13 protein-coding genes and 3 tRNA genes are annotated in these 14,803 nt (G+C 56.9%); 12 read left to right on the top strand and 4 right to left on the bottom strand.

What is annotated here, in order from left to right:
* The first annotated feature begins 25 nt into the window (after positions 1–25).
* Complete coding sequence (locus tag ACJJIC_RS07870; protein ID WP_445356722.1) at positions 26–1,528, top strand: succinylglutamate desuccinylase/aspartoacylase family protein; 1,503 nt, start codon at positions 26–28, stop codon at positions 1,526–1,528.
* A gap of 4 nt (positions 1,529–1,532) precedes the next feature.
* Here the strand turns inward: ACJJIC_RS07870 and ACJJIC_RS07865 are convergent, their stop codons facing one another.
* The 4 genes from ACJJIC_RS07865 to hemA are packed head-to-tail and all read right to left on the bottom strand — an operon-like array spanning position 1,533 to position 5,703.
* The gene (locus tag ACJJIC_RS07865; RefSeq protein ID WP_444886984.1) at positions 1,533–2,438 is read right to left on the bottom strand and encodes a cation diffusion facilitator family transporter; all 906 of its coding nucleotides are present in this window, start codon (positions 2,436–2,438) and stop codon (positions 1,533–1,535) included.
* Between the two features lie 39 nt (positions 2,439–2,477).
* Positions 2,478–3,308 (bottom strand): peptide chain release factor N(5)-glutamine methyltransferase, encoded by an 831-nt coding sequence (gene prmC, locus ACJJIC_RS07860; protein WP_444900043.1) that lies wholly within the window; start codon positions 3,306–3,308, stop codon positions 2,478–2,480.
* 38 nt (positions 3,309–3,346) lie between these two features.
* Complete coding sequence (gene prfA, locus ACJJIC_RS07855) at positions 3,347–4,429, bottom strand: peptide chain release factor 1 (protein WP_445356721.1); 1,083 nt, start codon at positions 4,427–4,429, stop codon at positions 3,347–3,349.
* The gene (hemA, locus tag ACJJIC_RS07850) at positions 4,426–5,703 is read right to left on the bottom strand and encodes a glutamyl-tRNA reductase (RefSeq protein ID WP_444884013.1); all 1,278 of its coding nucleotides are present in this window, start codon (positions 5,701–5,703) and stop codon (positions 4,426–4,428) included. The genes prfA and hemA overlap by 4 nt, the downstream gene beginning before the upstream one ends.
* Before the next feature lie 234 nt (positions 5,704–5,937).
* Between hemA and ACJJIC_RS07845 the strand changes: the two genes are divergently transcribed.
* The 11 genes from ACJJIC_RS07845 to ACJJIC_RS07795 all read left to right on the top strand — a co-directional run bounded on the left by ACJJIC_RS07845 (position 5,938) and on the right by ACJJIC_RS07795 (position 14,725).
* Positions 5,938–7,746, top strand: coding sequence for a tetratricopeptide repeat protein (locus tag ACJJIC_RS07845; RefSeq protein WP_445356720.1), 1,809 nt, complete (start codon positions 5,938–5,940; stop codon positions 7,744–7,746).
* Positions 7,730–8,368 (top strand): lipoprotein insertase outer membrane protein LolB, encoded by a 639-nt coding sequence (gene lolB, locus ACJJIC_RS07840; RefSeq protein WP_444884011.1) that lies wholly within the window; start codon positions 7,730–7,732, stop codon positions 8,366–8,368. Before ACJJIC_RS07845 ends, lolB begins: the two co-directional genes overlap by 17 nt.
* 64 nt (positions 8,369–8,432) lie before the next feature.
* Positions 8,433–9,335, top strand: a complete 903-nt coding sequence (ispE, locus tag ACJJIC_RS07835; RefSeq protein WP_444900040.1) for a 4-(cytidine 5'-diphospho)-2-C-methyl-D-erythritol kinase — start codon at positions 8,433–8,435, stop codon at positions 9,333–9,335.
* A gap of 10 nt (positions 9,336–9,345) precedes the next feature.
* Positions 9,346–9,420: transfer RNA gene (locus ACJJIC_RS07830), tRNA-Gln, on the top strand.
* Between the two features lie 363 nt (positions 9,421–9,783).
* On the top strand, positions 9,784–10,713 hold the full coding sequence (locus ACJJIC_RS07825; RefSeq protein WP_286037025.1) for a ribose-phosphate pyrophosphokinase: 930 nt from the start codon (positions 9,784–9,786) through the stop codon (positions 10,711–10,713).
* A gap of 190 nt (positions 10,714–10,903) precedes the next feature.
* Complete coding sequence (locus ACJJIC_RS07820) at positions 10,904–11,527, top strand: 50S ribosomal protein L25/general stress protein Ctc (RefSeq protein WP_252083033.1); 624 nt, start codon at positions 10,904–10,906, stop codon at positions 11,525–11,527.
* Between the two features lie 5 nt (positions 11,528–11,532).
* On the top strand, positions 11,533–12,129 hold the full coding sequence (gene pth / locus ACJJIC_RS07815; protein WP_444900039.1) for an aminoacyl-tRNA hydrolase: 597 nt from the start codon (positions 11,533–11,535) through the stop codon (positions 12,127–12,129).
* A gap of 205 nt (positions 12,130–12,334) precedes the next feature.
* Positions 12,335–13,426: a redox-regulated ATPase YchF gene (gene ychF, locus ACJJIC_RS07810; RefSeq protein ID WP_252083035.1), complete on the top strand. Its 1,092-nt coding sequence runs from the start codon at positions 12,335–12,337 to the stop codon at positions 13,424–13,426.
* Between the two features lie 63 nt (positions 13,427–13,489).
* Positions 13,490–14,443, top strand: coding sequence for a DMT family transporter (locus tag ACJJIC_RS07805; RefSeq protein WP_445356719.1), 954 nt, complete (start codon positions 13,490–13,492; stop codon positions 14,441–14,443).
* A 91-nt stretch (positions 14,444–14,534) separates the two neighbouring features.
* Positions 14,535–14,611: transfer RNA gene (locus ACJJIC_RS07800), tRNA-Met, on the top strand.
* A 39-nt stretch (positions 14,612–14,650) separates the two neighbouring features.
* Positions 14,651–14,725: transfer RNA gene (locus ACJJIC_RS07795), tRNA-Gln, on the top strand.
* The last annotated feature ends 78 nt before the right edge of the window (positions 14,726–14,803 follow it).

Below are 14,803 nucleotides of genomic sequence, written 5' to 3'. Positions count from 1 at the left end.
ACAAGCAGTTAATCGGAGTTACCCAATGATCCCGCGCCTTTTTCCCAACGGGCCTCGGCGCCTGTTGAGCCTTGCCCTGATTTTGGCCTCAGCCCAGGCCTGGGCAATGAGTGCCACCATCGGCGAACAAGAAAAACCCAGCGTGAAGGCACAGGAAAAAGAGCAGGAAGGCGTCATCTCAAAGGCGGAAAACTTGCAATTGGACCAGCCGGTGATTACCGAGCTGGGCCCACCCACTGGCGCCGCGGAACCAATTATTGATACGCAGGCCAATGGGGAAGCCCCCCCTCAGAAATCACTGCCCCAGGCGGAAAATCTGCAGTTAGACCAGCCCATCAATGAACTGGAAGCACCGCCTTCAAATAAAGAGCCGCAAACCAGGCCCACAGTAGATACATCCACTCAGCCAGAATCATCCCCTACCGGTAATATTTCTATAGAAGTGGAAAAGGCCAAACCCCTGCGCTTGCTCGGTGCCGAGGTAGCCCCAGCAACCTCCACCCGCCTGGCCTGGTCTCCCAGTCAACACTTCGAAGGTGTCTACAGCCCCACCGCTGTCCTGGTTGTCAACGGTGCCAAACCGGGACCGGTACTCTGCCTGACCGCAGCGGTCCATGGAGATGAATTAAACGGCGTAGAAACGGTGCGCAGGGTCATGTACGACCTCGATGCTGAACAGTTAAGTGGCGCGGTAATCGGCGTGCCTATCGTTAATCTGCAGGGCTTCCACCGCAGCTCACGCTACCTCACCGACCGCCGCGACCTGAACAGGCACTTCCCCGGAGACCCTAATGGCTCCTCTGCCTCACGGATTGCCAACTCCTTTTTCCACGAAGTCATCAGCCACTGCAATGCTGTGGTAGACCTGCACACAGGCTCTTTTTACCGCACCAACCTGCCGCAGTTACGCGGCGACCTCACCAACCCCAGAATCGTGAAAATGACCAAGGGTTTTGGCTCCACTGTGGTACTCCACAGCGCCGGGGCCAAAGGTACCCTGCGTCGCGCCGCGGTGGATGCGGGTATCCCCACCGTAACCCTGGAAGCCGGCGCGCCGATGGTACTGGACGAGCGCTCCGTTAGCCACAGTGTGAAAGGGATTCGCACCCTGCTTAACCAACTGGGTATGGTAAGCAAGTTCCGCCTATGGGGTGATCCCGAGCCCGTGTACTACAACTCCACCTGGCAGCGGGCTTCCACTGGCGGCATTATTTTTAGTGAGGTTCAGTTGGGAGAGTTTGTGCGCAAGGGAGATCTACTGGGCACAGTGACCAATCCCATCACCAATGTGCGCACAGAAATTCGCTCCCAGCACAACGGCCGTATTCTCGGCATGGCGCTGGATCAGGTGGTGCAACCTGGCTTCGCCGCCTACCACATCGGTATCCAGGCTCCGCAGGAACAAATCAGCCCGCCCGAAGAGGTCATCCCAGAAGAGACGGCTGCACAAAAACCCCAATCTCCAGATGCCCAAAAAACAAGAGTATCCGACAATAGCGCTGCGGACCTCCAAGGGGACGAGGACTAGCCCGCTACTGCGGGCCACTCACTTTATCGATAATCCTGGGGCTGGGCTGCTCCAGGGGCTCCGGTTGTAAGGTGATATGCTCGATATCAAAGCGCTTGGTCAGGGTCCTCCTCAAGCGCTCCAGCACCGCGGGCCAAGCACTTAAATCATCCACCACAATGTGTGCCGACAGAGAGATGGTACTGGAATCCAGACGCCAAATATGCAGATCGTGTACTGAGCGCACACCTACCTCCGCGGCCAGGGCTTCCCCCACAACTGGCAGGCTCAATTCCCGAGGAACACGCTCCATTAGCACATCCACCGCATCACGCAGCAGACGCACACAAGAAATCAAAATCAGAAAACAGATCAACAGCGATAACAGCGGATCAATCGGCACCCAGCCAGTAAAGTAAATCACCGCACCCGAAGCCAGGGCGGCTACCGAGCCGAGCATATCCCCCATCACATGAAGCAATGCGCCGCGAATATTGAGCGTGCGCTCGCCACGCAGTAGCACCCAAGCCGCCAGAATATTGATCAACAGGCCCGCTGCAGCTATCAACATCACCGTACTGCCGTGCACCGGTTGGGGGCTGCGCAGGCGGTTGATCGCCATAAAGGAGATTCCCACAACAATCAGCAACATAATCAGGCCATTCGTCACTGCTGCCAATACTTCCGCACGCCCCCAGCCAAACGACAATTCACGGTCTGCGGGCTTTTTTGCCAGCACCGCAGCAATAGCACCCAGTGCCAGGGCAAAAGTATCCGTGAGCATGTGGGCGGCATCCCCGAGTAGCGCCAGGGAGCCCGACAGCCATCCACCGATGGCCTCCACAATTGAAAAACTAAGCGTCAGAATCAGAGCGATAATTAACGGGCGGAGGGCGCCATTTCCATTGCGATGGTGAACGTGGTCGTGCATGAGTTCCCTCCTTTTAAATTCCTAGCAATAACCACCCGACTAGTTTTTGCGCCCCAGGGTTATGCGCTCCCAGCCGGAATAGTCTTTGCGACTCTCTACCGCTCTGTAACCGGCAGCAATAAAAATTTCCCGTACGGATTCTGCCTGCTGCCATCCATGTTCTACCATCAGCCAGCCGCCGTCTTGCAGAAATCTTCCCGCGCGATTGGCGATTTCTTCAATATCCGCCAGCCCATGGCGCTCAGCCACCAGCGCAGAGTGTGGCTCGAAACGCACATCGCCCTGGGCCAGATGAGGGTCCGCTGCATCGATATAGGGGGGGTTACTGACGATCAGGCCAAATTGCTGTGGCAGAAGCTGGGTAAACCAATCACTTTCCAGGATCTGCACATTGGTGAAACCGAGGCGCCTGCGGTTATCCTCCGCTAACGCCAGGGCGGAGGGAGACTTCTCCGCCGCAACAATCTGCCATCCCGGTTTTTCTGAGGCCAATGCCAGGGCAATTGCCCCGCTACCAGTACCCAGGTCGAGTGCGCGCAATTTCTCTTGAGGGCAGAGTTCCAGCGCGGCTTCCACCAGCAGTTCAGTATCCGGACGGGGAATTAATGTAGAGGCATCGACCCTCAAGGTGAGAGACCAAAACTCCCGCTCACCGGTCAGGTGAGCCACAGGTTCACCCTCTTTACGGCGCGTCAGCAGTCCATCGAACTCACTCTGCTCACTCGTGCTCAGCTCGTACTCCGGCCAGGTATACAGCCAGCTGCGCTCACGACCGAGAACATGTGCCAACAGGACCTCTACGTCGAGTCGCGCTGACTCGCTGTCGATAAGTTCAATACTGCGGGCGAGATTATCCTTCACACTGCTCATAGGAAAACGCTACCCAATATCGCCACACAACACAGCAACTACTGTCCCATCGCCGCCAGCTGATCCGCCTGGTGTTCGGTACGCAGCGGCTCAATCACCTCTTCCAGGGCACCCTGCATCACTTCATCGAGCTTGTACAAGGTCAGACCGATACGGTGATCGGTTACACGCCCCTGGGGGTAGTTGTAGGTGCGAATGCGCTCGGAACGATCGCCGCTACCCACCAGGCTACGACGGGCATCAGAGATCTCCTGTGCAGCAGCCGCCTCTTGCTCGCTGGAAAGCTTGGCCTGTAATAGTGCCATCGCCTTGGCCTTGTTTTTATGCTGGGACCGCTCGTCCTGACACTCCACCACGATGCCGGTGGGTAGGTGCGTCAGGCGCACAGCGGAGTCGGTTTTGTTGACGTGCTGACCACCAGCTCCCGAAGCGCGGTAGGTATCCACACGCAGATCGGCCTTATTGATCTCGATCGCGTCGCGCTCGTCTGGCTCCGGCATTACCGCCACGGTACAGGCGGAAGTGTGAATACGCCCCTGGGATTCGGTTTCCGGCACTCGCTGCACACGGTGTGCACCAGATTCAAACTTCAACCTGGCATAAACATCTTCACCGGCCACACGGGTGATAATCTCTTTGTAGCCGCCGTGCTCGCCAGCATTCTCACTGACAATTTCAATACGCCAGCCCTGTTTTTCGGCGTAACGCGAGTACATACGGAAAAGATCGCCGGAAAAGATCGCCGCTTCGTCACCGCCGGTGCCGGCGCGAATTTCCAGGAAGACATTCTTGCGGTCATTGGGGTCCCGGGGCAACAGTAGGGTTTGCAGCTCGCGCTCCATGGGCTCTACCTGGACCTCTGCCTCACGCAGCTCCTCCTGAGCCATTTCACGCATCTCGGGGTCGCTCTCGCCGAGCATTTCCTGCGCCGCAGCCATATCCTCTTTCAGCTGTTTGTAACGGCCGTAACACTTGACCACTTCTTCCAGCTCGGAGTACTCCCGCGATAGCTCGCGGAACTGATCCTGATCGGAAATTATGCTGGCGTCACCAAGCAGCGCGGAAACTTCTTCGTGGCGCTCCTGCAGATTCTCCAGCTTGTTCAATAGGGATTCTTTCATTTCTGTTTTTTCTCTAATTCGGTATCGGCGAGGTCATCGAGCCCCACCACTTCGCGAGCGATACGCAGCCGCTCCAGATCGCCATCCGCAGTCGCTTTTTTCAGGCTGATCGTGGGAGCATGGATCAATTTGTTGGTCAGTGAACGGGCCAGCTGCTCCAGCAGGCGCCTGGGATCATCGCCCTTATCAAGCTGCAGCAGTACCCGCTCAAGTTCGGTGCCACTTATCTGCTGTGCGCGCTGGCGGTAGCTGCGAATCGTGTCCACAGCTCCGAGAGCACGCCCCTCTTTGGTAAATTCTGCCGCAGCGCTATCTACAATTTCCCCGGCGGCCTCGGCAGCGCGTTCGCGGGAGCGCATCCCCTCATCGATCACGCCGCGCAGATCGTCAACACTGTACAGGTAGACATCGTCCAGTTCGCCGACCTCGGTTTCAATATCCCGTGGCACCGCGATATCCACCATAAACATGGGGCTGTGACGGCGCTTGCGCAGCGCGGATTCCACCGCCCCCTTACCTAAAATCGGTAGCTGACTGGCGGTGGAGCTGATCACGATATCGGCGCGGGACAAGTGCTCGGGAATATCTGCCAACAGTATTGCTTCAGCACCAAAATTTTCCGCCAAAGACTGCGCGCGACTCAGAGTCCGATTAGCCACAATCAGCTGCTTAATGCCCTGATCTAACAGGTGGCGCGCCACCAGTTCCACCGTCTCACCGGCACCGATCAGCAGCGCAGTTTGTTGCTTCAGGTCGGTAAAAATACGCGAAGCCAAGGATACTGCCGCATAGGCAACAGAGACGGGGTTTTCACCAATCGCCGTCTCTGTGCGCACCTTTTTCGCCACGGTAAATACCCGTTGGAAAACCCGGTGCAATTCGCTGCCGACACTGCCAGACTCCCGCGCCACCGCATAGGCGGACTTGATCTGGCCAAGAATTTGCGGCTCTCCAAGGACCAGTGAATCGAGCCCACAGGCGACGCGCATCATATGGCGCACCGCCGCCTCACCACTGTGGATATAGCTGCAACCTCGCAGCTGCTCCAGCGGTACCTGATGATACTCGGCCAGCCACTGCAGCAGCGGCTCCGCCTCCACATTGCCGTAGATTTCGGTGCGATTACAGGTGGAAAGAATGGCGAGTTCCCGGCAGTCGAGCGCCTTGCGCGCATCCCCCAGGGCACCGGACATCACCTCGGGCGCAAAAGCGACCCGTTCGCGCACCTCGATTGGCGCACTGTCGTGGTTGATCCCCAGGGTAACAATTGGCATAGAATTCCGTTGGCTAAATCTAGAGGCGCGTCATCCGCATTCGGGGCGCATTTTCACGGGCCACCGCTTTGCTTGCAAGCTGATGAGGCGGTTTAATTATGCGCTGATTTGAATAACCGGCCCAGGGCCCGCGCTCCAGAAGCGGATTCACGGCTAGAATTATATGGCGATAAACGTTTAAAACACGCCACTCTGACACTGCATCCCAGTAGCAGCCATGTATGGATACGATCTATGCTTCCACCCCGTCGTCCGCTCCCCCTCCTCAAAAACCAAACACTATCACTCGGTGCGCTCTGCCTATCCCTCGCCTATCTACTGAGTGCCTGCGCCCAAATGCCGCCTGAAACGGCAACCAATGAGGAAACCGAGCCTTCAGCTCGGGAGCAGCACCGCGATGAAGGGGCGGCCGTCGCCGGGGAGGATGCATTGCGCAGCTTCCCCATAGATACGTTTTACACACTGTTGGTAGCCGAAGTCGCCGGTATTCGCGAACAGTACGATGTGGCCCTGGCCAACTACTACCACCAGGCTGAAGTTACTAAAGATGCGGGCGTGGCAGCGCGTGCAACCCGCATCGCGCGCTTTCTCAATGCGCGTCAGGCCGCACTGCGTTCGGCACAGTTGTGGGCTGAGCTGGAGCCGGACAATGCGGATGCCCAACTGGCACTGACCGCAGAGCTCACCTTGTCTGGAGAGTTTTTAGAGGCCATGAAACACGCTGAGAGAGCGCTCGCTCTCGGCGGCAAAGCACCGATGCAATCTCTCGCCGCCACCGCCATCGGCCATCAACAACTCGATGAACAACTTCGTGCTGAATTTGCCCGGCTGGCTGAGGTTTACCCCAATAACGATGAAGTCGTTATGGCCTACGCCATGGTATTGCGTGATGCGAAGCAGTACAGGCGCGCCCTCGCACTGGTACGCCACATTCAGGAACAACACCCCGAACAAATCGATGCACCGCTGCTACAAAGCCATCTTTTGGTGGACTTGGATAGGCGCAACGAAGCCATTCAATTATTGGAAAATTTAGTCAAAATTTATCCAGAGGAAACCCGCCTGCGCCTACAATACGCGCGCCTGCTTATTCGCGAAGACCTCAATCTTGCTCGCCAACAATTCGCCGAATTAGTTAAACAGCGTCCAGAGGACGGCAACCTGATTTTATCCCTGGCGTTGATTCACTATGAAACCAACCAGCTCGGTGAAGCCAAACCCCTGCTCGACCGTCTACTGGAACTAAAACAACACGAATCGGCAGCACACTTTTACCTGGGCGGACTCGCGCAGAAGCGGGGTGACAACGACACTGCCGCCGCACACTTCCAACAAGTGCAACCCGGCAACGATTACGTGGAGGCCATTACCAAGGGCACCAAGCTACTCGCAGCCAGTGGTAAACACCGTGAAAACAGCCTGTGGTTTGCCAAGTTGCGAGAGCGGCACCCCGGACAGGTAGAACATTTTTTCCTGATGGAGGTCGAACTGCTGCGCAGGAATGGTGAGCCACAGATGGCCCTACAAGTGGCAGACCAGGCCATTTCTAAACTGAGTAACAGCGGCCGCCTGATGTATAGCCGCGCCCTGCTCAACGACCAGCTGGGCAATGCCGCAGCGTTTGAGAAGGACCTGCGTACACTACTGGAACGCGACCCGGATAACGCCACGGTATTAAATGCACTGGGCTACAAACTGATCGACGATGAGACCCGCCGCCAGGAAGCCCTGCAACTTATCAGCCGGGCTCTGGAGCTGGAACCGGAGGATCCAGCCATTATCGACAGTATGGGCTGGGTGCAGTACCGTCTGGGGAATTATCGCGACGCGGAAAAATATTTGCGCAAAGCCCTGGAAAAACTGCCGGATCACGAAATCTCTGCCCACTTGGGTGAGGTGCTCTGGGTCCAGGGGGATCGCGAAGCGGCCCTCAAAGTCTGGAACGATGGGCTGGCCGCCAATCCAGAGAGCAAAATTATTCCGGCTGCGATGAAACGACTGCAAATCAAAGAAACACTGGAACAACATGTATCCGACAACTGACGCCGCTACCCGTAAGTTTTATTTTCTCCTGGCAACAGCACTGACTTTGCTAATTTCCGCCTGTGCTGGCCAAAAGACCAAAGAGCCCGTTGCTCAGGAGCCCCCCGGCGAAACTGCAGCTCCCACCTCGGTAGCCCAGCTCAAACAGTGGACTATCAAAGGAAAACTCGGCGTGCGCTCTCCGGCAGATAACGGCAGTGCCAATTTGACCTGGCAACAGAGTGGCCCGCAAAATTTTCGTATTCACTTAAGCGGCCCCTTGGGTGCTGGTACCACGATAATTTCCGGTTCCGCTGGCGGTGTCAGCCTGGTGCGCGGCAATGAAGCGCCGGTAGTCGCCCGCGATGCCGCCCAACTCACTCAGCAAACTCTGGGCTGGCCACTGCCCGCAAGGGAAATGTTCTACTGGGTACGCGGTCTTCCCGCGCCCGGGCCAAGAGGCGCTGAAAAACACAACGGCCAGGGCGAGCTACAGAGCCTGCAACAATCCGGCTGGTCGTTGCGGTTCAGCGATTATCGCCAAAACGGCCCTTACCTACTTCCCACACGTATTAAAGCCCAGACCAACGGTGCCGCCGGGCCGGTACAAGTCACTCTGGTAATTAAGGACTGGGCTTTTTAAATGCCGAAGCCCAGGCATGCGGGTATGATGCGCCCAACAGAATTAACCGGCCCAACATTCCCGCATGCTGACCTTACCCGCCCCCGCAAAACTCAACCTGGTTCTGCGTATACTCGGCCGTCGCCCCGACGGTTACCACGAACTACAAACCCTCTTTCAAATACTCGATTACGGCGACAGTCTTGAGTTCTCCCTGCGGGACGACAGTGTTATCCGTGTAGATGCGGGCACTTTGGATGTCCCTGAGCAGGACAACCTGGTTTACCGCGCAGCTCTGTTGCTACGCAAAAATGTACAGTGGCAGAATAAATCGCTTCCCGGTGCTGATATCCGCCTGAGTAAAAAGTTGCCACACGGTGGCGGTATCGGCGGCGGCAGTAGCGACGCAGCCACCACTCTGCTCGGCCTCAACTATCTGTGGCAATGCCATCTATCCATCGATACCCTCGCCGAGCTCGGCCGGCAACTCGGCGCAGATATTCCAGTATTTGTGCGAGGGCACACCGCCTGGGCCGAAGGTGTTGGAGAAAAACTCACACCACTTTGCACAGAAAAACGCCACTATTTAGTCCTTGCTCCCGGTTGCCAGGTGAGTACCGCAAAAATTTTTTCCGATTCCCGTTTGACAAGAGATTCCGACGCAATTACATTAGCGGCCCTTCGCGAGGGGCAGCTCAATGAAACGCCACTCAGCAGTAAAAAACTGGAAGCATTTTTCGGTAACGACTGCCAGGAACTTGTTGAGAGTCTCTACCCAGAAGTTCGCGATGCCCGAGAGTGGCTGCAGCAATTTGCGCCAGCACAACTCACCGGCACCGGAGGTTGCGTTTTTGCCGCCTTCGAAACTGAGCAAGCAGCCCGATCGGCACTTGCCAGGCTACCGCGAAAATGGCAGGGTTTTGTTGCGGCCGGTGTACAGATTTCACCGACACATCAGCAGCTCGCGAAATTAACCTCAAGCAATTGAGGAAAGATACTGGGGCGTAGCCAAGCGGTAAGGCAGCGGGTTTTGATCCCGTCATGCGAAGGTTCGAATCCTTCCGCCCCAGCCATTTTCCTTTTATACAGTGGCACCAGCAAAAACCGGTTCCGACATGTTTCAGTCGACACTGACCCAACCGGCCGAGGCCACTCGTAGCGGGCTACAAAAAGCCTATCCCCGAATTCTAAAGAATAATGTCGAAGGCAGTTTTGCATGCAACTCCCTGCCGTCGACCCGGAGGCTTTCCGAATATCAAAGCAACCACCTGGGTGACCAGGAGCCACGGCCAGCACATTTAACAGCTTCGCTATCCGCTCTATCGCCCCCTATAAAAAGTGGTGCTATCGCATCCTAACTGCTAGCAAATTATGCCGGCATCTACACTTCAACTCACTTCAAGACAGAATTAAAGGAACTCGCAGTGGCTGACTTAATGGTCTTCACCGGCAACGCAAACCCGGAACTGGCGCAGAAAATTGTCGACCATATGGCGATCCCCCTAGGCGAAGCCACGGTCAAGCGCTTCTCCGACGGCGAGATTGCAGTTGAAATTACCGACAACGTACGCGGTCGCGACGTTTTCGTAGTGCAATCCACCTGCCAGCCCACCAATCGAAACCTGATGGAGCTAATCCTACTGGTTGACGCCCTGCGCCGCGCCTCAGCCGGCCGCGTTACCGCAGTGGTTCCCTACTTCGGCTACGCCCGCCAGGACCGTCGCGTGCGCTCCCAGCGTGTACCAATTTCCGCAAAAGTGGTTGCCGATATGATGGTGAGCGTGGGTATCGACCGCGTACTGACTGTCGATCTGCACGCCGAGCAGATTCAGGGCTTCTTCGATGTGCCTGTGGATAACGTTTACGGCTCTTCCGTGTTGCTCGACGATATCGAGCGCCAGAAGTACCAGAACCTGGTTGTGGTATCCCCCGATATTGGCGGTGTTGTTCGTGCCCGCGCCGTGGCCAAGAGCCTCGACTGCGACCTAGCCATCATCGACAAACGCCGCCCCGCCGCCAACGTTGCCGAAGTGATGAACATCATCGGTGAAGTTAGTGGCCGCACCTGCCTGCTGGTAGACGATATGGTCGACACCGCTGGCACTTTGTGCAACGCCGCCAACGCCCTGAAAGAGCACGGCGCCGAGAAAGTTGTCGCCTACTGTACCCACCCAGTACTTTCCGGCAATGCCATCAGCAACCTGAACAACTCCGTTCTGGATGAGCTGGTGGTTACCGACTCCATCCCGCTGGGTGACAAAATGGAAAAGGCTCCAAAAATTCGCCAGCTGACCTTATCTGCCATGCTGGCCGAGTCCATGCGCCGTATCAGCAATGAGGAATCCCTCTCTGCGATGTTCCGCTAAGGACTCCTTATCGGCAAATAGAAAAGTGCCCCGCAGCAGCGGGGCACTTTGCGTTTGGGACTGATTCCCGTAGAATACGCGCCCGCCCGGCACTGCCGGGCTATTACTTCTGGGCAAGCGCCCAATTTACACTAACGCCAGAGCGGTCCGGTCGCAGGTCTCTCTGGACAGACAACCCGAGGTTTTACCCATGTCTGATATCAAACTGAACGCCATTGCCCGCAGCGATGAAGGGAAAGGTGCGAGCCGCCGCCTGCGTCGCCTGGAAGGCCGTGTACCCGGCATCGTTTACGGTGGCGAAGTTGAGCCGCAGTCCGTATCCCTGCTGCAAAAGGACCTGTTCAAGGCCCTGGAAAACGAAGCTTTCTTCTCCTCCATGCTGACCATCGACGTCGACGGCAAAGAAGAGAAAGTTATTCTGCGCGATCTGCAACGTCACCCTGCAAAGCAGCTGCTTCTGCACATTGACTTCCAGCGCGTTTCCGCCAGCACCAAAGTACATGTGAAAGTGCCCCTGCACTTCCTCAACGAAGAAACCTGTAAAGGCGTTAAGGCCGGCGGCATCGTTTCTCACACCCTGACCGAGCTGGAAGTCAATGCTCCTGCCGGTAAACTGCCCGAGTTCATCGAAGTGGACCTGGCGGACCTGGAACTGGATGGCATCCTGCACATCTCCGACCTGAAACTGCCGGAAGGTGTTGAGTCTGCGGATCTGAGCCACGGCGAAGACCACAACCTGGTTGTAGCTTCTATTCACAAGCCTCGCGGCGCTGTTGAAGCTGAAGCCGAAGAAGCTGGCGAAGGCGAAGAGTAATCACCTTGGCTGCGGCACCGGATACTCCGATCCAGTTGATTGTCGGCCTGGGCAACCCCGGGCCGGAATACGACCGGACAAGACATAACGCCGGTGCCGACTTTGTTGTCGAACTGGCACGCCGCCACGGCACTCAGCTCAGCTCCGACAGCAAATACCACGGCCTCACCGGCCGTGTGCGAATCGGCAACCGGGAAGTCCGATTGCTGATTCCCACCACCTATATGAATCGCAGTGGCCAGGCTGTAGGCCCGCTGGCGAACTTCTTCAAAATTCCCCCGGAAGCCATATTGGTCGCTCACGATGAGCTGGACCTGGCCCCCGGTATCGCGCGCCTGAAAGCTGGCGGCGGTCACGGCGGACACAATGGCTTGCGGGATATTATTGCCGCTCTGGGCAACAACCGGGACTTTATGCGCCTGCGACTCGGCATCGGCCACCCCGGTAGCGCCAGCGAGGTGGCGCGCTTTGTCCTTCAGCGCGCCCCCAGGGCGGAACAGGAAACTCTGGCTAACGCCATCGATCACTCGATCGACGTGCTGCCCACCGCCGCCAGCGGCGACTGGGGCGCAGCCATGAAAACGCTGCACACCGCCAAATAGATCCCACCGGGCGGCTTGCCTTTTGCCCCGGAAATCTCGATAGTGTGCTGCGCCAAATTGCCGGTATTTTCCCGGCTGGCCCGGATCATTCGGAGGCCGCGCTACCCAGCCCGCCCAGACTCCCGCCAGCGTAATCACTACCGGACTTCAAACGCAATTAGCAGAGCGCGCGCTACGCGCCTCAGGCAAACGGAAAAATATCACCATGGGTTTTACTTGCGGTATTGTCGGCCTGCCTAACGTGGGCAAATCCACCCTCTTCAATGCATTGACCAAGGCGGGAATCGACGCAGAGAACTTCCCCTTCTGCACCATTGAGCCCAATGCCGGCGTAGTGCCTGTACCGGATCCCCGCCTCGACAAGTTAGCGGAGATCGTCAAGCCCCAGAAAGTGATTCCAACCACCATGGAATTCACCGATATCGCTGGGCTCGTTGCAGGTGCCTCTAAAGGCGAAGGTCTGGGCAACAAATTCCTCGCCAACATCCGCGAAACCGACGCCATCGCCCATGTCGTGCGTTGTTTCGAAGACGACAACGTTATCCACGTTGCCAACCAGGTACACCCGGTATCCGACATCGAGGTGATCAACACCGAGCTGGCCCTCGCCGACCTGGACACCGTAGAGAAAGCTCTGCAACGTTTTACCCGCGCCGCCAAGGGGCAGGACAAGCACGCCATCAAGATGAAAGCGCTGCTGGAAAAAATCCTGCCACACCTGAACGAAGCCAAGCCGCTACGCTCCTTTGGCCTGTCCGAAGATGAACTGACGGACCTGCGTGAACTGAGCCTGCTCACGGTTAAGCCCACCATGTACATTGCCAACGTGCACGAAGACGGCTTCGAAAATAATCCGCACCTGGACGCCGTTGCCGCCATCGCCGCTGAAGAGAACGCTGTACTGGTACCCATCTGCAACAAGCTTGAAGCGGAAATCGCCGAACTGGACGACGATGAGAAGCAAGAATTCCTGGAAGAACTGGGTATGGAAGAGCCCGGCCTGAACCGGGTAATCCGCGCCGGTTACCAACTGCTGGGTCTGCACACCTACTTTACCGCCGGTGTGAAGGAAGTGCGCGCCTGGACCATCCCGCTAGGTGCCACCGCACCCAATGCCGCCGGCAAGATCCATACGGACTTTGAGAAAGGCTTTATCCGCGCCGAAGTGATTAGCTACAGTGACTTTGTCGATCACAATGGCGAGGCTGGGGCCAAAGACGCAGGCAAGTGGCGCCTGGAGGGTAAAGATTATGTTGTCGCTGATGGTGACGTAATTCACTTCCGCTTCAACGTCTAATCCCCCTGCTATCTATCTTTCGCCTCCCCACCCCGGGGAGGCTGTCTCTGCGGCGTAAGATCCATGGCGCAATCAAACTGGAAAATCGGTCTGCCTTTGGCACTGATCACCGTCTTTATGTGGGCAGCCCTGCCTATCGCCCTCAAAGGCCTTCTGGAACACATCAGCCCTGAGACCGCCACCTGGTATCGTTTTGCTGGCGCGGCGTTGTTGGCGGGACTCTACTACGGGCGTGCACGGCAATTGAAATTAAAGGCACTGTTCAGCCGCAGCCTGCTGCTGTTCACCCTACTCGCCGTGGCCGGGCTGCTGTTGAATTACCTCACCTATGCCAGCGGCCTAAATCACATCACCCCTGGTGCGGCACAGATCGTGATCCAGCTGGCCCCGCTACTACTGCTGATCTCCAGTGTTCTGTGGCTTAATGAACGCTTTTCTCCGAGACAGTGGGCCGGTGTGGCCCTAGTGGTGATGGGGCTACTGTTATTTTTCAACCAGCGCCTCGCCGAGCTGGGGAGCGGCGCCGATAGTGATTACCTGCTGGGGCTCGGATTGATCCTGATCGCCGCGGTATCCTGGGCGGTATATGGCTTTTTCCAGAAGAAAATCCTCAGCCGCGCCACACCCCAGGACTTGCTGGTATTGATTTATATTGCTGGCACCCTGTGCTTCCTACCCATGGCAGATCCACTGGATGTCGCCCATCTGGGCTGGCTGGACTGGCTGCTACTTGCATTTCTTACCGCCAACACACTGATCGCCTATGGCGCCTTTAGCAAGGCCCTGGCGCACTGGGAAGCCTCCAGTGTCAGTGCCACTCTGTCACTGGTACCAGTAATCACGCTGCTGTTCAGCACCCTGGTGAGCAGTATCTGGCCCGAATACATCGCGGTGGAGCCGCTTAACTGGATCAGCTGGAGTGGTGCCACTGCGGTGGTGTTGGGTTCCGCCCTCGCCGCTATCCGTTCCGGGCATCGCGCCAAGGGCTCTGCAGCTCCAGATGAAAAAAATCGCTAACTAACTGAAAAGAATACAAAAAAGTGTTGACACACCCAGCCCATCGATTAATAATGCGCGCCCTCGGGACAGCCGAGACAACAAAAGAAATGGCAAGGTAGCTCAGCCGGTTAGAGCGCAGCACTCATAATGCTGAGGTCGGGAGTTCGAGTCTCCCCCTTGCTACCATTTCAAATCACAGAGACTATTCTTTGTGAACCTTGAAACTGGGGCGTAGCCAAGCGGTAAGGCAGCGGGTTTTGATCCCGTCATGCGAAGGTTCGAATCCTTCCGCCCCAGCCATCTTCCAGAATTTATCCCGCAGGCCAGAATCAGGGCAGCACTCAAAGCCAGGCTACTTTACAGTTACCAGCTACAGCT

It is taken from the genome of Microbulbifer mixtoriginis (SeqCode) (genome assembly GCF_052468275.1).
The sequence above is the reverse complement of the archived record's forward strand: the minus strand, read 5'-3'. Positions and strand labels throughout refer to the sequence as shown.